This is a genomic window from Clostridium sp. AF37-5, from assembly GCF_003477605.1.
Lineage (GTDB): Bacteria > Bacillota > Clostridia > Lachnospirales > Lachnospiraceae > Eubacterium_F.
The window spans coordinates 260,222-280,355 of the sequence record NZ_QUDR01000001.1 but is presented as its reverse complement, the minus strand read 5'-3'; the positions used below and the strand labels follow the sequence as shown (position 1 = coordinate 280,355).

Genomic DNA, 20,134 nt, shown 5'->3' with positions numbered 1-20,134 from the left:
AAAGTATTTTATATCTTTAATATGTCTGTTTTTCAAAATTATGAAAACCATATTATAAAGAATTTTTAAGGGATTATTTTTTTCTAATAACATAAAAAAGGCCCTTGAAGAGCCTTTTTTCTTTAAATTGCTATATCAGAAACATCAATTTCGTTCGATGAGTTTTCTACATCCGGTCCGCTATTGTCAATGTTATCAAGTAAATCATCTAATTTTTCTCTTTTAATTTCGTCTTCAACTTCTGTTTCTGGAGTAAGCATATCATCAAGGTCCATGTTATTTCCAGATAAAACATTAATATCATTTGACTTTTCACTGATACTATTAGTATCTTTAGAGGCGACAGCGGAATTACATAATGCCTGTAAATCACCGGCATCTGCTAGTGCACTGCCATCTTGCTCTACTTCCGGACTTAATTTATCCCAAATAAATGCTCCAAATTCAACAATCTCATTGTCATAATCTCCTGCCATAATACCCTCTCTGGTTACAGATATCTCCTTGCCAGCATATCCAATATTATATTTTTCATCATTTCGTGAAATCTCTAATGCTACATTTTGTTGCACAATATTTTCGCATAGAGAAATATTTTCTTTGCAAATAGCATCAATTGTTGGCATTTCATTTAACATTGATTCTGCACGTGTAGCTGCTAAAATTAATTGTGTTTTCATTTCTTGCAAAGAAGGTTTGTACTGTTTTAACATCTCATTTAACTCATCTTCTCCGGTAAGAATAGGTTTCTCTGTTTCTTGTACGGATATTACATCAATTCCTAAGCGTGCTTTCTTTTCTTCTAATGTCTCATTTTCCTTTTTAGGTCTTAAATTAACAACCTGAAAAGATTCCTCATTTTCTTGTAAATCTTTTTCTAATTCATCTATTTGAGTATTTAAAGACTCAAAATTATTGGACGAATCAATCACTGATTCAGTTTCTTTTTGCATTTCCGGCTGGTCATGCTCAGATTCTTTTATCTCGTTTTTGTGGCTTTCGTTTAATACTTTGTCCATGTATTTTTGTTTTCTGTTTAGCAAAACCTGCGATTGTCCTAACCCACGATAAAATAAATTTTTTTCTTTTTCTTTTAATGGAGAATTCTCAATTTGCTTGAATGCTTTTTGAAATTCTGTTTCAACTTCTTCTTTTGATAGATTTAAAACATCTTCTCTGTTGTGAGCCAAAATAATCCCCGGAGTCGGCAGTTTATGTTTGCAATATAAATTATTTAATTTTTCAGCCGTCATATCCAAGCTTTGTTTCGTCCGATGTAAAATTCTTTCATTTTCCGATAATTCCGGCTCTTTTTGTTCCTGTTCAGAAGTTTTTTCTTGAAGTACTTCCTGCTGCTCTTCCGGAACTTCTTCTTTTGGATGTTGTTGTTCAAATTCTTTTAATTCCTTTTTCGCTTCGGTTTCCATATTGATGCGCGCTGCTTCATTCCATGCATCTTTTCCTAATGCAATTCGAGCAAATACGTTATGGAAAAACCATTCCACCTTTTGCCCGATGTTTTTTAGTCCTTTCAGGAAATTGTTGCCAATTTTTTTTGCGATATTCATAGAATCACACCTTTCTGTATAAAACTATTATTAATATGTCTGTCCACCGGCTCCTGTAAAAAAAGCTCATAATATGGTTTTTGTTTTAGGTTGAAACAGAACAGACATATTATATATATCTAATAAATAACTGGGAGTAATTAATTTAATATCAGGAAGGAGAAAAAATATGGAATTTTTAGTGGATTTTATGTATCAGTTTGCGGAGGAAAATAGCTGGGAAGATGAATATATTCCAGAGCAGCTTCGTTCATTTTTTACAACTTGGGCATTTTTAGCTAAGATAGAAGCTGATACGAAATTATGTGATTACGTATTGCATGTTCTTTGTCGAATTATTGATGCAAAAAATGTTACATATGATGAATTCGTGAATTATATGCTTAAATTCATTGTTTAAGGAGGTATTTTTATGATAATGAAAGAATTGATGCGTAGTTGGTCTATTTCGAGTTATAACGAAAATACAAAAGACCAATTAGATTATTTTATCAATGAAAATCGGTGCAATGTCGGGAGTCGTGCTTATGTATTCAATCATGAAACAAATACATTAAGCAAATTATCTATTCTTAAGGTGATTTGCAGCATGGATGACCCAGGAGCGTATCGTCGTCTTCCGGATGATGTTCTTATTCGAGGAGAAGATGAATACCAGGCTGATACAAGTGCGGAATTTATAACGGACAATGCTTGTTACTTAGTATGGTTCCGATATGTTGATTAAAGTTAAGGAGACTTAAAAGGAATTAACAAATGACGTTATAAATACGTGTTTCATAGGAAGAAAGAGAGGAAAATTTTATGGATAAAAAGGTTATATTTACAATAATACAGTGTGGACACGGCGTATACCGTATTATTACAAATCATATGCAGTTTAGAAAAATGAATACGGCATGCATAACGGATATTGATATGTTGTATGAAACCATGAAAGAAATTTCTACGGAAATAAATAATGAGTATGGTTATGCTGTATTATTTGAAACTGAGTAGCGAATGAAACTAAGATTTATAAAGATTGGAGGAAAGATAAGTGACTAAAACAGGATGGTGGAGTGTAAATTTTGATATTACGCTCGAAGGCGAAGAAGTGAAATTTGAAGACTTAGATGAGTGCTCACAAGAGCACATTCTACATCTTATTGCAGATGGATATGAAAGTGGCGAAGTTGTAGAAGAAACAGATGAATAATAAGAGAAAGGCAGGTAAAGATTTATGGTTGTATTAGACATGGTGACAAATGAAAACACAAAAGTAAATATGCAGAACCGCAACGGATGCTTGTGTTTATCCTGCAAGACAGAATTATTAAATTGCAAACATCCATGTAAACATCAATGTATATACTGTTATTGGAAATGATATTAAATAGAAAAGCCCCAAATGGGGCTTTTTTTAAATCAGACAACGCAAAGATATATTGGAATCAGCGAAAAACGTGTTGAGAACGCATTAAAAAATCATTTGTGTATCCTTTGGGTTATATATTTTTTACACAATTCATGAATGTATTTGATTCCATATCAAATGGATTACAATCATAGTAGAAAATGCATTTTGTAAAATCTTCTGCGCACTGTAAAATAAGTGTATCAATATCCGTTATATTAGAATCAAATAGTTCGATATCCGCTCCAAATACATCACAAATATGTTGCTTCTTATCTTCATTGTCAGTTACAATCATTTCCCAAAATTTTCCTTCTGGATAAGAATTTAAATTAAATCCTTTTGCTTTTAATAATTTAGTATATTCCATAATTATACCTCCAAATTTTCAAAAGAAATCGTCATTTATAGTGGAATTTTACCACTTCTATAATCTTCAATCTTTGTGGTCCTCTGTCTGCCATCACCTCTTCTATCTAACCACCTGCGATTCAAATCATCAATATAATTCATTCTCTTATTTTCATCAACCGAAGTTTTCTCAACTCCGTTTTCAGTATAAACAAATCGTACTGGCAGTTCCATTTATATCACCTCTTCCAATCTTTACTTCGATTTTGATTCTATTCTTTTTGCAATTTTTTTCAACTCTTTTATTGTAGTAGCGTCAAATTTCATTCCATCATCAAGTGTGACAAAATAATGTTGAACGCTTCGACTTTTTCCATAATCAAAATCAGCATCAACATCTACTCTCACAACTCTATCTCGGATTCTTTTAGGTAAATAGTTTTTTATTTCCATAATATTACCCACTTTCTATTTGCCAAGGAAAGTTAAATTTCATACGGCAAATATTGACCTTCTATTTTAAAATCTCCATTATCAGCTTTTAAGTCAGTATTTTCGTTTACCCATTCTAATAATTCATTCGTAGAATCAAAAGATTTTGCAACTGCTACATCGCAGCAAATAATTAATTCTTCATCTATCTTATCTTCTACTAAATTATTCAGCGTATCTTCCCAATTTAAGACAATAAAGTATTTCCATTTATAGTTCACTGTGTTATCCTCCTGAAACTTAGAGTTCATTTTCTATCCTACTAATGGCAAAATCCCATATCCATCATCAATAATTTCAACAGCTTCTTCCAACGAATCTGTTTCGCAACAATCCCAATTTGATAATCCGTCATAATCATCCAGAAGAATAACTGCCTTGCAAATATCTTTTGCCTTAAATTTCTTTAGGTAATCATGGCATTTATTTTTCATTTCATATTGTAAATCATTCTCCTTAAAATCAGGCAATTTCTTAGAATATAATTCATGCAGTTTATCCATTATATCATAGATGCTGATTTTGTTACGCTCTACAAGATATTTTCCATCTTCTCTTTCATATTCTTCATTATATCCCTTGTTAATTCTACTAATCCAGAAGTCGTTTGTGTCCATACAAATATATACACCTTCAAATTTCTCATTATCTGTTGGATAACAGTCAATTTCTTCTAATTTCTGCATCTCTTCTACGAGATTACTTACATTATAATATTTTGCAAATTTCATTATAACTACTCCTTTCATTTCACATGAAAACTTGGTTTACTTAGCTTTTTAATACCTAATATTTGTCTTAGCGGTTATTTTCCTTACAAACTCATCCAATACGTTTCTAATAATCTCCACCTATCTTTTCAAATAATGCTTGATTTTCCATAAGAAAATAATAAAATAGATTTATCAATTCCTTATGGAGTTGCTTGATTGAGTAATCGTGTTGCTTTGGTTGGTAAACGATTACTCTTTTATTTTTCAATTTCCTTTTTTACAAGTCCAATTCCCTTTATTATCGTATCAGTCCTTGATAGATTTAATTTTTCTGAACAATACTCAATATCTTGTTTCTCTTGCTTTGTTAATCTGATGTTGAGTTTTTCCGTTCTGGAAACGTCTTGTAATGGTGGTCTACCAGTTCTTGGTGACAAATTATCATCTCCTTTCTATTTATGTCCTTGCATAAATCATTATAAGTTATGTACGCACATAAGTCAACCCCTAAATGCAAAAAAATAAGACCTATTGGTCTAATAAAATGTATTTATACAGAAACTTCTCCTTTCTGTTTTTATTATCGAACATATGTTTGATTACTTTTTTGATTACCTCACGTTTTTTTACACTGTTTTGGTAAATTTTATAACGTCCTGCAATCAACGCATTTCTAGTACTTCCAGTAATCTTGTGAAACAAAAAGTATAAATAGTCCGTAGGGGAATCGAACCCCTGTTTCTGCCGTGAGAGGGCAGCGTCTTAGCCGCTTGACCAACGGACCATCAACAATTGCTATCATACTACAGACGACAACAAATTGCAAGTACTTTTTTTATTTTTTTTCATCTTTTTTGTTCTTTCTAATTTTGGGCAAATAATGAATATTCTGTTTCGGACAAATCATAGTACATTTCAGGCAGCTGATACACTCTCCGTCCCGCAATGGATTTTCCTGCAATTTTATTGATACCGGGCAGTTTTTTCTGCATGCCTGACAGCCATTTAGACAGCTTCTCCCCCTCCTTAGGCGGAAAAACGGAAACTGTGGCAATAGTGAAAAGACAGCACCCATTGGGCATAAAAACTGACAAAAGAAACGTTCTTTTACTGCCATCCCTGCCACAATAATAACAAGCAAAAGAATGGCACACAAATTAGAAACAGCCGAAAAATTCCCAGCACGCAGCAATGAAAATATTGTCCATGGACTATTTTCATTCAACAAATTTTCTTTTTGCAAAAAACACAGGCATATAATCCCAAACAGCAATACATATTTTATCTTTTGTAAAATCAGGGCAAAACGCTCTGGAATTTCAGGGATTTTTTTCTTTGTTTTTCTTTGCAGCCAGGATGACACACAATAAATCCAGTCTCCAATTGCTCCAAATGCACACATAAAACCGCAAAAAAAACGCCCAAAAAACATAGTAAACAAACATAATAATAAAAGTATCACAGAAAAGTCGTTTAATACAAGCGGAGTACCCTTTCCAATGGAAACAAAAATATTTTTAATTCCTAAAAATGCCTGCGAAAACAATGCCGGAAAATAAATAAAACATATTCCTTGAATGACAATCCTTATCCACTGTAATTTCTTAATTTTTTTCATTTGCTTCCTCCAATGCCTGTTTTGCTGCATTTATAATTCCCCTCGAAGAATAGGTAGCTCCAGATACCACATCCACCTCTGCGCTCTGCTTTTTTGTAATATCATCAAGCAGGGTGGCTGCCATATTCCAATACTCTTTTGTTTCCTGCTTTGCAGAAATTACGGTAATTGACTTAATTTTATTACTTTGAATTGTAACTTTAAGCTTAACCGGCCCTCCAAAACCTTCTGCTTCTCCGTAATAAACACCATTTTTCCACTTTGGCAACATCTTTTTTTCGTTTTCCATTTTCTGCTGTTTGTAATCATCTCTTTTCTTTTGATTTCCCAGTGCTATCCACTGATAACCAAAAAGTACAGCTAAAACGAGAAACATATTTATCCACTTTATCACTTTTGTTTTCACTGTTTTCTCGCCTCCGCTAATGCCAATCGATATAAAGTAAGGAATGCATGGGACGAACAGGTCGCCCCTGTTACTACAAGTGCATCATCTTTTTGCGCACCTATTAATTGATTTAATAAACCCATACTTTTTCTTGTGCCATTTAATGCCCGATTTGTATAAAACTTGTTTGTGATGTCTGAAATTTCCACGTTTTCAAAGCCCGCAAATGCATTTTCTTTAAAAACAACATCTGCAGACAATCGATAACTTGAAAAATCACCATCCTCATCCGGCAAAACCTCCGTTGTCTCTGAATAACTTCCATTTTTTAATGGCTGTAATGGAGCATAGGACGGTTCGGGCGTTGGTATCAATGTTTCCTCTGGCTTAGGAGAATTTACAGCCGGAGATTCACTTGACTTCACATCACTCGCCTTATCATCCGTATTCGCAGCCATCAAAAGAGCCTGTCTATATAAATTACAAATTGCCTGTGACGAACAAGTTGCACCGGACACTGCTGAAATCTCCTCAATTTTCTGCTTTTGCAAAATCTGATTAACAACGCCCTGTTCTTTTTTTGTTCCATTTGCTGCCTTTATGTAATATGGCTGGTTTTCTTCACAATCCGATGAAAAATTATTGATCGATACACAACGTCCTTCACGGAACACAACCACTGCCTGCAGTGTATATGGTTCAAACTCCATGTCCGCATCCGGGCTGCAAATTGTTTTCACCAAATAACTGCCATCTTTGATTTGACCGACGGAAACATTTTCTTTGGAATCCGGTAAAATCGGTGATTTCGTAGCTTTCGGTCTCGAATTTTTTTCCTCTTTTTTTCCAATTGCTTTCGCATATGCATTCTGATAAGCCGCCCATACCGCTTGCGATGAATAGGTAGCCCCAGAAATAACATCTACGTTTTTATTTTGGCTCTTTAAAATTCTTCTGACCATCCCTTTCCATGCTTTCTGCATATAAGAAACATTTTCTTTTGTTTTATTATGCAGCATTTTCATCTGGTAAAGTGCTACAACTTTTCCATTTTTAAATTTAGCCTTTAGAGAAATCCCATAACCAAACTTTTCACATTCCGCCGTCCCGGTATAAACACCATCCTTTGGAATTCCTTTTAGCGATGTAACCTTATTTTGTCTCTGTTCTTTTTTATTTGTTTTGTGCGCTGCTATTTTCACAGATGATTTTTCTTTTTTCCCTCCCGCATTTCTAAGCGCATTCTGAACAGCCTGTAAAATTCCGGATGAAGAAAAAGTTGCTCCACTTATCGTATCCACATCCGTTGACTGACTGCTTAAAATCAAGGAAATTACTTTCTTTGCTTTTGAATAATATGCCGGTGTCTCTTTTTCATGTGAAACTACATCAATGCTTTTTATTTTCCCCTTAAAAATCTGCACCTTCACAACAATCAATCCACCGAATCCTTTTGCACTTCCTGTATATTCACCATCCTGCAGTCCCTTTTGCTTTATCTTCTTTGCCGTTTTTTTCTTGACCTCACTTTGCTTTTTCTCTTTTGCATCCGCCACTTTTTCTAAATTTCCTGCCGGAGCATTTCCACTAAGTACTGGAAATATCGGTTGATTACAAAACAAACCAAAAACAGCAAATACTGTCACACAAACTGCCGGAGTTAAAAAAACCAGACTTCTCCATTTATTATTCATCTCTTACCACCTCATAGTCAAAATCCGATGTAAATATTTTTTCGATACCTTCACTAATCACAATTTTTCCACCCTTAAGCAATAAAACAAAATCAAATTGTTCCTTGTGTTTTTTCCAATATTGTACCGCCTTTTCTTTTCCCATAATAAATAGAGAAGTTGACAAGCCATCTGCAAGTGTTCCATCCTTGCTTACAATGGTTGCACTAATCACACCATGATTCGCTGGTTTTCCGGTTGCCGGGTCTAAAATATGATGATACGTTTTCCCATTCTTTTCAAAATAACGTTCATATCCACCAGAAGTAATTACTGCCATATTTCCAGTTTTAAGTACTCCAAGATAGTCTCCCGAAAGTGGCGAATTACTTGGATTTTCTATTGCTATTTTCCACTTGCTTCCATCTTCTTTTGTTCCATATGTCTGCACATTTCCGCCCAGTGAAAGAACCCCGCCTGTCAACTGATATTCTTTAAAAATCTGCGTTAAACGATTTGATGTATACCCCTTTGCAATTCCACCTAAATCAATTTCCATTCCTTCCGGCAAAGCAGCCAAATTGGTTTTATTGTTCCACTCAATTTTAGAGGCGTCGATATTCTTTAATAAATGATTTATTGTTTTGTCGGATGGAACTTTATATTTTTTTGTCGTAAATCCCCATTCTTTCATCAATGGATAAATGGAAATATCAAATACGCCATTCGTATCCTGATATAGCTCCATGGATTTTGCAATTAACTGAGCTGTATCTTCTGATACAATCTCACTTCCATTCTCGTTTAAAATTGCAATCTCACTTTCATCTTTTCCTGTACTAAGAAGATTATCCAACCGTTCAATTTCCGATACTGCCTTTGTTGCAGCTGCCTCCGCCTTTTCTCCATATGTGGTAATCGTCATATAGGTATCCATAGCAAAGACTTCCTTTGTTGCTTTTTTGCTTTGTTTTTCTTTTTGTCCGCTTTGCTCTCCACAGCCACACAAACACAAAAGTGCAAGCAAAAGAAATATCACTGTTTTTTTCATTCTAATAAACTTCCTTTCTATCTTCCTTTGTACAGCAAACAAGGGAGACTACACTTTGGTAGTCTCCCCGGGCATCCATTTAAGGATTATTTTTTTACTTTTACCTTCTTTACGCTTGACCATTTGCCAACCGACTTTTTGCCCGATTCTGTTTTTACGGCACGTACTTGAATATAATAAGTCTTTCCGGCCTTTAATTTCTTTATTACTACTTTTTGTACATTCTTTACCGATTTCGTTTTCGATTTTTTCATGCTTTTTTTCAGTGAGTAACGAACTTCATATCCAGTCGCTCCACTCACTTTTTTCCATGTAATCTGAGCTGTTTTCTTTTTCTTAGAAACTGCCTTCTTGATTTTTACAGATGCCAGTTTTGATACATCCGTTTTACCAGTATCCTTTTTCACCGAATCATTTTTCTTGTCAGGTGAATTTGTCGGGACCGGTGTTGCCGTTGGTACCGGCGTCGCTGTATTGGATGGTGTTTTTTTTACCTTTTCCAAAGCATCCACCGCTGCTTTCAAATGAGTATAAGCCTCATTTACCATGGATTCATAGTGAGCACTTTTTGCGAGTTCTTCCTCTGCTTCTGCCAGTTCTCCCTCTACTTCTTTCCATGAAGCAGTTGTATAATCAGCCGAATTCATTTTCTTAACAGAATCAACTAATGCCTGTAATGCAGAAGTATCTACCGCTTCCGAAGGCGTTACATTTTCAGAAATTCCATCTTTTGTTACCTCAACGTCATAACTTGCATCTTCATAGCCAAGGCCATAAATCGTTACATTCCAATATCCGGTTCCATCTGTTCCATTTGGCAGTTCGGAACGATATGACTCAGTAAGTCCAAGCTGAATTCCCATTGATTTGTGCATCCAGTTATCAGCTGCAAATTTTGTACCATAAGAAGCAATTGCTTTTGTACGAGTACTGTCTGTACCGTAATAGGTCCATTTTACAGCCTGCATTCTTGAGCCAAGTGGTCCATAACCTTCATTTGCTGCCGCACCGTCTTCACTGTTTATGTCGACACGAAGAAATTCTCCATAACTTCCTTTCTTCTTTTCATCAGTCACAACCGATGCCACTGTCTTTGATGCCTTAGCAAGCGAAACATCTTTTACACCGGAATCAGTTCCTGTTTTTCTCTTTCCGAATGTATAACTTCCATCGGCCTGCTTTGCAGCAATTTTCAAACCATTGGTGTTCGCTGTTACCGATGCTGTTTCCTCATAAGAAGACAAAGCATTTTCAGAATAACCACCAACTAGTTTTCCGCCATTTTCTACAACTTTATATTTGCTTTTGAAGTCTTGTAAATCTGCTGTTTTAACCGCTACCGGTACATATTTAATTCCAGTCACTGTGTAACTTACAAGTTTTGTTGTTGAAGCATCCGAAAGCGTCAGAACTCCTTTTGCATATCCAATCTTCTGACCATCTGTCGTATAAAAACTCTGGTTTTTATCTTTATCTTGCTCCCAATAAGACACCGGATAATTTTGTCCATTATCCGCCGTAATTACGGCGTCACACTGGAAACTTCCTCGATGCAGACCATGATTCGTTGTCGCACGGGATACCGCATCAAATGCCCCCTTATCCAATTCACCGCGGGCATCTTCTGTTTCATTGGAATCTGTCATGTTTTTTCCATCTTTCAAATAAACATCTTCCGCAGCCCAATACTCTGCCCAATTAAGATCTGCATACAAATAAGTATATGACTCATCTGCCGCTGCACTTTTCGATGTTGTTACTTTATCAAAAGGTCCAACACCAAATAACATAGCTGCCGCTAATCCGCATGCTGTCATTTTCTTTGCCAGCAAAACAATTTGTTTACGCATAATTTATCCTCCGTTTAATTCGTAACAACTAACTGTTGTTCGTATTTTCTAACGTAACAAATTATAAATTTGACATCCTGTTCTGTCAATGCTATTTTTCACTATTGATAATTCTTTTCGACTTGGTTCTCTATTGACAATTCTCCCCTCTGACAATATACTAAAAAGGCGGCAAAAGCCGCCTTACATTTATTATATTTAAGAAAGAAGGGATACGATGCGTTCTTCCAACGACCGCGAATCAGCCACTTACACGCGCAGTGCTCTCATCTGCTTTGTCTGTGTGGGCATCTGTCTGTATTTTGATATACAGAAATACACAAAAACCGGCTTTACCTTTGACCGGGAATTTTTCATATCACTCGTTTTTTATGTTTTGCTGACCGCCCTTGGCATCCGCTCCATCCTCAAAGGACGGAAACTGAAAAAGGACGAATAGTTATCACATAAAATCTAACAATGACATCTGGTCGCTGAGCGGGAGATCGCCGAGCATTCCCATCTCCCGCATCTTATCCACAATCGTTCCGCTGACTTTACTGCGGGTTTTAAAGTTTTCACATGAAGTAAACGGACCATCTTTTGCGGCTTCCACAACACCTTCTGCCGCCTTATCCCCCATACCATCAATTGTATTTAATGCCGGCATAAGTTTCCCGTCAATAACTTGGAAATGTTTCGCCTTTGCCCTAAATATATCAATCGGCATAAATTCATAGCCTCTGGCATACATTTCCTGAACAATTTTCATATCGCCATACGCTGCTTCTTCTTTGGGAGACAGCTGCTTTGCGGACAAACGCTTTTTGTAGTCTTTCATCGTCGTCTCTAACCGCTCTCTTCCCTGACACATCAACTCATAGTCAAATGCTTTTGCGCGAATGCTGAAGAAAGCCGCATAATAAGCAAGTGGATAATACACCTTAAAATATGCGATACGAAATGCCATCATGACATAGGCAACCGCATGAGCTTTCGGGAACATGTACTTAATCTTTCCACAGGATTCAATGTACCAATCCGGTACTCCCGCCTGTTTCATTGTCTCCTTCCATTCTTCCCACTGTGGCACTTTTCCTTTCGCCACCAGTCCTTTACGAACTTTTTCCATGATATTAAATGCCGTGCCGTCTTCCACGCCCGTGTGTATTAAATACGTCATAATATCATCACGCGTACAGATTGCGGTAGACAGTGTACAGTCACCTCTTGCAATGTAATACTGCGCATTATTAAGCCACACATCCGTACCATGTGACAAACCGGAAATACGCACAAGGTCCGAGAAGTTTTTCGGTTTCGTATCACGAAGCATCTGCATAACAAATTCCGTACCAAACTCCGGCACACCAAGGCTTCCCAAATCCAGTCCCATCAAATCATCCGGCGTAACACCCAGTGCCGATGTATTGTTAAACAACGACAACACCTGCTCATCATCGAGCGGAATATTTAAGGCATTGACACCGGTCAAATCCTCAAGCATCTTAATAATGGTAGGATCATCGTGTCCGAGTATATCAAGTTTTAACAGGTTATGGTCAATCTTATGATAATCAAAATGCGTTGTAATAATGGATGTTGTCTGGTCATTTGCCGGATGCTGCACCGGTGTAAACGTGTCAATTGTCCATCCCATTGGAAGTACAACAATTCCTCCCGGATGCTGTCCGGTCGTACGGCGCACGCCGACACAGCCCTCCAACAGACGCTCAATTTCCACCGTCCGCTTAGGAATTCCTTTCTCCTCAAAATAATTTTTCACATAACCGTATGCCGTCTTATCCGCAAGCGTACCTACCGTACCGGCACGGAATGTCTGTCCGGCACCAAAAATAACTTCCGTGTATGCATGGGCTTTACTCTGGTATTCACCGGAAAAGTTCAAATCAATATCCGGCTCTTTATCCCCGTAAAATCCAAGGAATGTTTCAAACGGTATGTCATGTCCATCGCGCACAAGTTCTGCCCCGCAATTCGGACATTTCTTCGGCGGCATATCAAATCCGGAACTGCCGGCAAACGCTTTTACCTCGTCCGAATCAAAATCCGAATAATGGCATTTTTCGCAGTAATAATGTGCCGGAAGCGGATTTACCTCTGTGATACCGGACATTGTAGCAACGAAAGAAGAACCAACGGAACCACGCGAACCAACAAGATACCCGTCCTCATTCGATTTCCACACAAGCTTCTGTGCAATAATATACATTACGGCAAATCCGTTGGAAATAATGGAGTTTAACTCCCTCTCCAACCGCTCCGAAACCTGCACCGGTAAATTTTCCCCGTACATACTGTGCGCCTTATTGTAACAAATATCACGAAGCTCCTGATCGGAATTTTCAATAACCGGCGGACATTTATCCGGAAATACCGGCGATATCTTCTCAATCTGATCGGCAATCAAATTCGTATTCGTAATGACAACCTCTTCTGCTTTTTCCTCGCCTAAGTAGGAAAATTCTGAGAGCATCTCCTCTGTTGTCCTAAAATAAAGCGGTGGCTGTTTGCCATCATCCATCTTTTTCCCGGCAAGCAGAATTGTGCGGTAAATATCATCCTCCGGGTCAAGGAAATGGACATCACAGGTAGCGCAGACAGGCTTGTTATATTTTTCGCCAAGCCTTACAATCCGGCGGTTCATTTCCTTTAAATCATCCCATGTATTGATGTTTGCGTAGGCACCTTTTTCCTTGTCAAACATAAATTCATTGTTGCCAATCGGCTGAATTTCCAGATAATCATAGAAATCCACCAATTCTTCAATTCTCTCCTCGTCTGCATCATCTAACAGTGCACGGTACAGTTCGCCCGCCTCACATGCCGAACCAAGAATCAATCCTTCCCTGTATTTCATTAACTGACTCTTTGGAATACGTGGACGTCTGGCATAATAATCCAAATGTGCCATTGATACCAGATGATACAAATTCACACGTCCAACTTCATTTTTTGCAAGAATAATCGCATGATAACTCGGCTTTTTCTTAATGATTTCCGGTGCCGAATGCGTCCTCTCATATAACGCCTTCAAATCTGTAATGCCCTGTTTTTCTAGCATTCGGATCATTTTCTCAAAAATTTCCGCAGTTGCCTCAGCATCTTCGACCGCGCGATGGTGATTCACAAGTGAAATCTTCATCGTCTTTGCCACATTATCAAGCGTATATTTCGCCAGATGTGGAAATAACACACGTGCCACACCAACCGTATCTACAACCGTATAATGAATATCTCTGCCCTGCTCGGCTCCTTTTTTGCAGATAAAACTATAGTCAAATCCGGCATTGTGGGCAACTAATACACACCCCTTGCAAAAGTCAAGGAATTCCGGAAGTATCGTCTCGATTTTTGGCGCATCACTTACCATGTCATCCGTAATACTTGTCACGTCAGTAATTCTCGGTGGAATTGCTACCTCCGGATTTACAAATGTACTGAAGCGGTCCGTGATTTTTCCCTTTTCCACTTTTACCGCACCAATTTCAATAATGCGGTTTCTCGTTGGCGAAAAACCGGTTGTTTCCAAGTCAAAGACAACAAACGAATCCTGCAAAGTCTGCCCTTCTTCATTTACAACGGTATCGTCCAAATCGTCTACTAAGTATGCCTCACAGCCATAAATCACCTTAAAATTATCATCTTTAATGGCATGGTCGGCATCCGCAAAAGACTGAACAACACCATGGTCAGTAATTGCAATGGCAGGGTGTCCCCACTCCTGTGCTCTTGTTACCAATTTCTGACAGTCTACCACCGCATCCATATCACTCATCTGCGTATGTGCATGAAGTTCCACACGTTTTACCGGTGCCTCGTCTTTTCTGCCAACGCGGAAATCATCAATTTCTTTGGCACCATCTATGTTTTTAATGACAAGTTCCTTTGAATAATCATCAAAAGAAGCATGCCCTTTTACTTTTACATAATTTCCTCCCTTTATAAACTCAGAAAGAGACAATTCCTCTGCCTTTGTTTTTTTCACAAACATAAGACAGCGAATCGTATCGGTAAAATCCGTAATAGCAAAAGAAATTATCAATTTTTCACCATTACTGAATTCTCGTTCTTCCACACTTCGAATCATACCGGCGATAACGACTTCTCCAATTTCGTCCACAATATCGCTGATTGGCATAACTGCCCCTTCCACATTGGAGCCAAAAAACACACTGGGGTCTCTTGTCTTTTTTTTCTTTGCCACATATGTTTTCTTTTTTTGTATCTTGCGCGCCTCTTCCACCGCTTCTTCATTTTCTTTCTCTTCTTTTTTTCGTACTACTGTATAAACTTCCGGCTCCTTGTTAATCTTTCGCTCCTTCTTCTCATAGTGAAAAGAAATGTCCACTTCCTGACCGAAACTGCGTTTTAATCGTTTGGATAAAAATTCTTTAATTTCCTTACTTTTTTCATGACACAAAAAATCATCGTCACAGGTTAAAACAATCGAGTTTCCATCCACTTTAAATGGATGGCTGCAAAACTTCATATGTTCAATTGTGTCATGTTCTTTTAACTCTTCTTTTAAAATTTCTTCGCATTTTTCCACCAGTTCATCCACCTCATAAGACGCTGCAAACGGGTAATACATCTCTAACTTTGGCTGCACTCCCATTTTACGGAACACCTGCGAATACAAAGCATGCTCCATCGTATGTATCGTTCGTCTGTGAAGCAGCTGGTCACTTTGACAGTAAATAAAGGCCAGCATCTTCGTACGCGATGCGCTGACCTTCTCCACCATAGTTCCTGAAAAATAATTATATAAGGAGTCCTCGATTGATAATTCCGGAAATGCTTCAAAAAAATGTACCACAAAAATCAACCCTTTCTCAATCTTTCCAGTGTAAAAGTTCCTGCCGCAAAGTTTCTAACAACTCGCTTTCCGGCACTTTCTTTACAATTTCGCCCTTCTTAATTAATAAACCTTCACCAATTCCTCCGGCAATCCCGATATCGGCTTCCTTTGCCTCACCCGGACCATTTACTGCACAGCCCATAACGGCAACTTTGATATCCAAATCAAAATCTTTCACCATTTCTTCTACTTTACCGGCCAATGAAATCAAATCAATCTGGGTACGTCCGCAGGTCGGACAGGATACAACCTGTACACCACCTTTATAAAGTCCTAATGTCTGCAAAATCAGTTTAGCTGCCTGCACCTCTTTCACAGGGTCTCCGGTAAGAGAAACACGGACGGTATCGCCAATTCCCTGATACAAAATTGTACCAAGACCAACTGCCGATTTAATGCTTCCCGAATACACCGTTCCCGATTCCGTAATTCCTACATGCAGTGGAAAATCCGTCTGCTTTGCCAGTTCTTCATGCGCCCTGATACACATTAAAACATCAGAGGACTTGATGCTGATTACAAGATTATCATATCCCATGTCCGTAATTATGGACACCTTGTCAAGTGCACTTTCAACCAGCCCCCGTGCCGTGACGCCACCATATTTCTCAACCAGATTTTTTTCCAGAGAGCCACTGTTTACGCCTACACGAATTGGCACCTGACGCTCTTTACAGCAGTCAACCACTGCCTTTATTCTCTCATTGCTGCCAATGTTTCCCGGATTAATTCTTATTTTATCTGCACCGTGTTCCACCGCCGCAATGGCAAGACGGTAATCAAAATGAATGTCCGCCACCAAAGGAATGTGAATCTGTTTTTTTATCTCTTCCAAAGATTTTGCCGCTTCCATGGTCGGAATGGCACAGCGGATAATTTCACAGCCTGCCTTCTCCAGCTGCAAAATCTGAGATACCGTTGCTTTCACATCTTCTGTTTTCGTATTTGTCATAGACTGAATGGCAATCGGATTTGTGCCGCCGATTGTCACTTTTCCAATCTGAATTTCCTTTGTTTTATGACGCATTCTTTTCAACCCCTTTTACTAGAACAAATTGATAATATCATGCCCAAGAATGACCACCATTAACAGCATCAAGAGCATAAAACCTGCCATATTAACATAGCCCTCATATTTTGGATTCATCGGTTTTCTGCGAATCCACTCAATAATCAAAAACAGTAACCGTCCGCCATCCAATGCCGGAATCGGAAGTAAATTCATAACGCCAAGGTTGGCAGATAACATAATACACCAGTAAATCATGCTCATAACCATCATACCCGGTCCGCCGCCATTGTCTTTGTCACCACTGGCTTCGATGTTTTTGCCCATCGTTGATACAATGCCGACCGGTCCTGACACATCACTTGCCTTAAAGCGTTTTGTCACCAGTCCCTGCAGGCTCTTTACAACCGTTTCAATCCAATACTTCATTTCATAAGTGGAATACTTCAAATTGCCAAGAATACCTACTTTTTCCCACTTTCCGTGGTTAATTCCGATACGGTAATTTTCATTTCCACTTGCATCTTTCATAAGTTCCGGTTTCATGACAATCGTTTTTTCCTGACCGTCACGCTCTACGACCATCGTCACATCTTCGCCCTTAGGAAAGCCATAATAAGCGGTATACAAACTGATATCACCGTCAATTGTCATCGTTTTCCCATTGATTTCTTTGACTACATCGCCAACCTGCAAACCACTCTTTTGTGCCGGTGTGTTGTCAGCCACAACTGTAATCTGCGGACTTTGATATCCCATTACCGCAGTCAGTATAACAGAAAATATAAATGCTAAAATGAAGTTAAAAAATGGTCCCGCAAAAATAATTGCCATCCGCGCATAAACGGATTTTCTGCTGAAGGAAGAATCATCTGCGATATCCTCTTCTTCACCTAACATCATACAGGAACCGCCAAAAGGAAGCAGTTTCCAAGAATAAATTGTCTGCTCATTATACTCCGGGTGTTCTTCTAAAAACGCGGAGGATTTCAAAAACATGATTTTTCTTCCCTCACTTGTTTTCACCCATGAAATCAAACGCGGCCCCATACCAAGCGAAAACTCTAAAACTTTCACCTTATTCCATTTTGCCACGATAAAATGTCCAAATTCATGAAATAAAATAATTACACTAAAAACTAAAATTGCCAAAAAAATGGTCCATGCACTCATCTGCTTACATTCCTCCAATCTTTATTTAAACGTTCATATGTTTCCCTTTCGGTTTCTAAAATCTGAGACAAATCAGGATGCTTAATTACCTGATGTTTACTCATAGCATATTCTATCATATCATAAATTTGTAAAAAAGCGATGTCTTTCTTTAAAAATCTCGCAACTGCATACTCATTCGCCGCATTCATCGCAGTCAGCATACTGCCGCCAATCCGGCTTGCCCCCACAGCAATTGGGATTCCCCGCAGAACATCCGTATTTGGTTTTTCAAATTGAATATCCGCTAATGCCTCAAAATTAAGCCTTTCTCCGCCCAAATAATTACGCTCCGGATAATATAGGGCATACTGAATCGGAAGCCTCATGTCCGGTGTTCCAAGCTGCGCCATCACAGCACCGTCAACAAAGCCAACCATGGAATGAATCACGCTTTTAGGCTGAACCAACACATGAATTTTATCGATATCCACATCAAACAGCCACTTTGCCTCAATCATTTCCAGACCTTTATTTATCATCGTCGCTGAATCAATTGTAATTTTTGCCCCCATGCTCCAGTTCGGATGCATAAGTGCCTGTTCTACCGTTACTTTTTCCAGTTCCTCTTTCGTACCGTGGCGGAACGGCCCGCCGGACGCTGTCAGAAAAAGAGTTTCAATCTGTGACTTTTTCTCACCGTTTAAACACTGGAAAATAGCGGAATGTTCACTGTCTACCGGAAGAATTGACACGCCGTATTCTTTAGCAAGCGGCATAATGATATGTCCTGCCGTCACCAGTGTTTCTTTATTGGCAAGGGCAATATCCTTTCCCGCACGGATTGCCTCCATGACCGGGCGAAGTCCAATCATGCCAACCATCGCAGCAACTACCACATCTACATTTGGCAGAGTAGAAACCGCAACAAAGCCATCCATTCCGTATAAAATCTCACAGGAATGATTCGGCAGCAATTTTCTTAACTCTTCCGCCTTTTCTTCATTTTTCATAACGGCATAAGACGGACAGAAACGCTGAATCAATTCTGCCATTTTTTCTACACTCTCACTCGCCGTCAGAGCAACCACTTCAAAATCGTCCGGATTCTGTGAAATAACATCCAACGTCTGTGTTCCAATGGAACCAGTCGCTCCAAGAATCGTTACTCTTTTCAATTTCAATTCCTCCCAATCAGCCAAGATTCATTGTAAGGGCTAATAAATAATAAACAAAAGGTGCTACAAATATTACACTGTCAAACCGGTCTAATACACCGCCATGTCCAGGAATTATTTTACCATAATCTTTGATTTCATAATTTCTTTTAATCGCTGAGGCTGTTAAATCACCGACCTGCGAAATCAACGCTCCAATCACTGTAACCAACGGAAATACGATATATGGATTTGCGGTAAAAGCGGCATATTCCGGAAAGAAAAAGGCATAAAAAAAACCAAGCAGTCCGGCGCCGACAACACCACCAATGCAGCCCTCAACCGTCTTTTTCGGACTCAGTTCTGAGAAATGATGTTTTCCAATCAGAACACCGGTCACATAAGCAAATGTGTCAGAGCCCCAGGCAGAAATTATAATCAGCCATACTAACCAGTTTCCGGCAACTAAATCTCTCGTTCTTGCAATATAACTGAACAAAACACTTACATATAAAAAAGCAAACACTGCTTTTGTAATATCTTCAATTCGTAACTTTGGATAAGAAAATACATAAATCACTAATAGGGCAAGCATCATGAATATAAGCAATCCAAACAGCAGCCAGTCAATTCCTCCATAGACACAAAGCAGGCTATAATATACCACGGTCGCCACATACGACACCACTGCCAGGAAAGTTTTTTCCATCCGAAGTACACGCAGCAGTTCATATACACCAAGAAGCGATAAAACAGCGAGCGCAAAAAGCAGAAAATAACCTCCCTGAACAAAGAAGAAAATTGCGGCAAGCACTAAGATAATCCCACTGATTAAACGAGTAAAAAACATGATTT

General features: G+C 38.3%; 22 protein-coding genes and 1 tRNA gene. 5 read left to right on the top strand and 18 right to left on the bottom strand.

Annotation, left to right across the window (positions count from 1 at the left end; all coding sequences use genetic code 11):
• Positions 1-122 precede the first annotated feature (122 nt).
• Positions 123-1,568 (bottom strand): hypothetical protein, encoded by a 1,446-nt coding sequence (locus tag DW019_RS01280; RefSeq protein ID WP_118442221.1) that lies wholly within the window; start codon positions 1,566-1,568, stop codon positions 123-125.
• A 169-nt stretch (positions 1,569-1,737) separates the two neighbouring features.
• Here DW019_RS01280 and DW019_RS01275 point away from each other — a divergent pair, with 169 nt between their 5' ends.
• The 4 genes from DW019_RS01275 to DW019_RS14860 all read left to right on the top strand — a co-directional run bounded on the left by DW019_RS01275 (position 1,738) and on the right by DW019_RS14860 (position 2,766).
• Entirely contained in the window at positions 1,738-1,968 is a 231-nt protein-coding gene (locus DW019_RS01275; RefSeq protein ID WP_118442220.1) for a hypothetical protein, read from the top strand.
• Between the two features lie 12 nt (positions 1,969-1,980).
• Positions 1,981-2,295: a hypothetical protein gene (locus DW019_RS01270; protein WP_118442219.1), complete on the top strand. Its 315-nt coding sequence runs from the start codon at positions 1,981-1,983 to the stop codon at positions 2,293-2,295.
• 77 nt (positions 2,296-2,372) lie between these two features.
• Positions 2,373-2,567: a hypothetical protein gene (locus DW019_RS01265; protein ID WP_118442218.1), complete on the top strand. Its 195-nt coding sequence runs from the start codon at positions 2,373-2,375 to the stop codon at positions 2,565-2,567.
• Positions 2,568-2,607: 40 nt separating this feature from the next.
• On the top strand, positions 2,608-2,766 hold the full coding sequence (locus DW019_RS14860; RefSeq protein WP_182430995.1) for a hypothetical protein: 159 nt from the start codon (positions 2,608-2,610) through the stop codon (positions 2,764-2,766).
• Positions 2,767-3,055: 289 nt separating this feature from the next.
• Here DW019_RS14860 and DW019_RS01260 read toward each other — a convergent pair whose 3' ends face one another.
• The 12 genes from DW019_RS01260 to DW019_RS01205 all read right to left on the bottom strand — a co-directional run bounded on the left by DW019_RS01260 (position 3,056) and on the right by DW019_RS01205 (position 11,100).
• On the bottom strand, positions 3,056-3,334 hold the full coding sequence (locus tag DW019_RS01260; RefSeq protein WP_118442217.1) for a hypothetical protein: 279 nt from the start codon (positions 3,332-3,334) through the stop codon (positions 3,056-3,058).
• 35 nt (positions 3,335-3,369) lie between these two features.
• Complete coding sequence (locus DW019_RS01255) at positions 3,370-3,549, bottom strand: hypothetical protein (protein ID WP_118442216.1); 180 nt, start codon at positions 3,547-3,549, stop codon at positions 3,370-3,372.
• Between the two features lie 21 nt (positions 3,550-3,570).
• Positions 3,571-3,768 (bottom strand): hypothetical protein, encoded by a 198-nt coding sequence (locus tag DW019_RS01250; protein ID WP_118442215.1) that lies wholly within the window; start codon positions 3,766-3,768, stop codon positions 3,571-3,573.
• 32 nt (positions 3,769-3,800) lie between these two features.
• Complete coding sequence (locus DW019_RS01245; protein WP_118442214.1) at positions 3,801-4,028, bottom strand: hypothetical protein; 228 nt, start codon at positions 4,026-4,028, stop codon at positions 3,801-3,803.
• Positions 4,029-4,061: 33 nt separating this feature from the next.
• Entirely contained in the window at positions 4,062-4,538 is a 477-nt protein-coding gene (locus DW019_RS01240; protein WP_118442213.1) for a hypothetical protein, read from the bottom strand.
• A 239-nt stretch (positions 4,539-4,777) separates the two neighbouring features.
• Positions 4,778-4,957, bottom strand: coding sequence for a CopG family transcriptional regulator (locus DW019_RS01235; RefSeq protein ID WP_118442212.1), 180 nt, complete (start codon positions 4,955-4,957; stop codon positions 4,778-4,780).
• A gap of 275 nt (positions 4,958-5,232) precedes the next feature.
• Positions 5,233-5,304: transfer RNA gene (locus tag DW019_RS01230), tRNA-Glu, on the bottom strand.
• 51 nt (positions 5,305-5,355) lie between these two features.
• Positions 5,356-6,138, bottom strand: a complete 783-nt coding sequence (locus DW019_RS01225) for a 4Fe-4S binding protein (RefSeq protein WP_182430994.1) — start codon at positions 6,136-6,138, stop codon at positions 5,356-5,358.
• Complete coding sequence (locus DW019_RS01220) at positions 6,125-6,544, bottom strand: FMN-binding protein (protein WP_118442210.1); 420 nt, start codon at positions 6,542-6,544, stop codon at positions 6,125-6,127. The genes DW019_RS01225 and DW019_RS01220 overlap by 14 nt, the downstream gene beginning before the upstream one ends.
• Complete coding sequence (locus tag DW019_RS01215; protein WP_118442209.1) at positions 6,541-8,220, bottom strand: FMN-binding protein; 1,680 nt, start codon at positions 8,218-8,220, stop codon at positions 6,541-6,543. The genes DW019_RS01220 and DW019_RS01215 overlap by 4 nt, the downstream gene beginning before the upstream one ends.
• A complete protein-coding gene (locus DW019_RS01210; protein WP_118442208.1) occupies positions 8,213-9,250 on the bottom strand; it encodes an FAD:protein FMN transferase in 1,038 nt (345 codons plus the stop codon). Before DW019_RS01210 ends, DW019_RS01215 begins: the two co-directional genes overlap by 8 nt.
• Before the next feature lie 86 nt (positions 9,251-9,336).
• On the bottom strand, positions 9,337-11,100 hold the full coding sequence (locus DW019_RS01205; RefSeq protein WP_117477758.1) for a penicillin-binding Tp47 domain C-containing protein: 1,764 nt from the start codon (positions 11,098-11,100) through the stop codon (positions 9,337-9,339).
• 217 nt (positions 11,101-11,317) lie between these two features.
• Between DW019_RS01205 and DW019_RS01200 the strand changes: the two genes are divergently transcribed.
• On the top strand, positions 11,318-11,539 hold the full coding sequence (locus DW019_RS01200) for a hypothetical protein (protein ID WP_118442207.1): 222 nt from the start codon (positions 11,318-11,320) through the stop codon (positions 11,537-11,539).
• Between the two features lie 3 nt (positions 11,540-11,542).
• Here the strand turns inward: DW019_RS01200 and DW019_RS01195 are convergent, their stop codons facing one another.
• Genes DW019_RS01195 through DW019_RS01175 form a run of 5 tightly spaced genes read right to left on the bottom strand, consistent with a single transcriptional unit; the run spans position 11,543 to position 20,129 of the window.
• Positions 11,543-15,919 (bottom strand): PolC-type DNA polymerase III, encoded by a 4,377-nt coding sequence (locus DW019_RS01195; protein ID WP_243024081.1) that lies wholly within the window; start codon positions 15,917-15,919, stop codon positions 11,543-11,545.
• A 16-nt stretch (positions 15,920-15,935) separates the two neighbouring features.
• Positions 15,936-16,988: a flavodoxin-dependent (E)-4-hydroxy-3-methylbut-2-enyl-diphosphate synthase gene (gene ispG / locus DW019_RS01190; RefSeq protein WP_022377969.1), complete on the bottom strand. Its 1,053-nt coding sequence runs from the start codon at positions 16,986-16,988 to the stop codon at positions 15,936-15,938.
• A gap of 18 nt (positions 16,989-17,006) precedes the next feature.
• A complete protein-coding gene (locus tag DW019_RS01185; protein WP_117477754.1) occupies positions 17,007-18,143 on the bottom strand; it encodes a M50 family metallopeptidase in 1,137 nt (378 codons plus the stop codon).
• Entirely contained in the window at positions 18,140-19,300 is a 1,161-nt protein-coding gene (gene dxr, locus DW019_RS01180) for a 1-deoxy-D-xylulose-5-phosphate reductoisomerase (RefSeq protein WP_118442205.1), read from the bottom strand. Before dxr ends, DW019_RS01185 begins: the two co-directional genes overlap by 4 nt.
• Positions 19,301-19,316: 16 nt before the next feature.
• Entirely contained in the window at positions 19,317-20,129 is an 813-nt protein-coding gene (locus DW019_RS01175; protein WP_118442204.1) for a phosphatidate cytidylyltransferase, read from the bottom strand.
• Positions 20,130-20,134 lie beyond the last annotated feature (5 nt).

Bases quoted from the DNA above. Each gene is read 5' to 3' on its own strand.
- DW019_RS01275 (WP_118442220.1), top strand. From the start codon at position 1,738: ATGGAATTTTTAGTGGATTTTATGTATCAGTTTGCGGAGGAAAATAGC.
- DW019_RS01265 (WP_118442218.1), top strand. From the start codon at position 2,373: ATGGATAAAAAGGTTATATTTACAATAATACAGTGTGGACACGGCGTA.
- DW019_RS01210 (WP_118442208.1), bottom strand. From the start codon at position 9,250: ATGAAAAAAACAGTGATATTTCTTTTGCTTGCACTTTTGTGTTTGTGT.
- DW019_RS01240 (WP_118442213.1), bottom strand. From the start codon at position 4,538: ATGAAATTTGCAAAATATTATAATGTAAGTAATCTCGTAGAAGAGATG.
- DW019_RS01250 (WP_118442215.1), bottom strand. From the start codon at position 3,768: ATGGAAATAAAAAACTATTTACCTAAAAGAATCCGAGATAGAGTTGTG.
- DW019_RS01185 (WP_117477754.1), bottom strand. From the start codon at position 18,143: ATGAGTGCATGGACCATTTTTTTGGCAATTTTAGTTTTTAGTGTAATT.
- ispG (WP_022377969.1), bottom strand. From the start codon at position 16,988: ATGCGTCATAAAACAAAGGAAATTCAGATTGGAAAAGTGACAATCGGC.
- DW019_RS01260 (WP_118442217.1), bottom strand. From the start codon at position 3,334: ATGGAATATACTAAATTATTAAAAGCAAAAGGATTTAATTTAAATTCT.
- DW019_RS01255 (WP_118442216.1), bottom strand. From the start codon at position 3,549: ATGGAACTGCCAGTACGATTTGTTTATACTGAAAACGGAGTTGAGAAA.
- DW019_RS01200 (WP_118442207.1), top strand. From the start codon at position 11,318: ATGCGTTCTTCCAACGACCGCGAATCAGCCACTTACACGCGCAGTGCT.
- DW019_RS01175 (WP_118442204.1), bottom strand. From the start codon at position 20,129: ATGTTTTTTACTCGTTTAATCAGTGGGATTATCTTAGTGCTTGCCGCA.
- DW019_RS01280 (WP_118442221.1), bottom strand. From the start codon at position 1,568: ATGAATATCGCAAAAAAAATTGGCAACAATTTCCTGAAAGGACTAAAA.
- DW019_RS01270 (WP_118442219.1), top strand. From the start codon at position 1,981: ATGATAATGAAAGAATTGATGCGTAGTTGGTCTATTTCGAGTTATAAC.
- DW019_RS01225 (WP_182430994.1), bottom strand. From the start codon at position 6,138: ATGAAAAAAATTAAGAAATTACAGTGGATAAGGATTGTCATTCAAGGA.
- DW019_RS01205 (WP_117477758.1), bottom strand. From the start codon at position 11,100: ATGCGTAAACAAATTGTTTTGCTGGCAAAGAAAATGACAGCATGCGGA.
- DW019_RS01215 (WP_118442209.1), bottom strand. From the start codon at position 8,220: ATGAATAATAAATGGAGAAGTCTGGTTTTTTTAACTCCGGCAGTTTGT.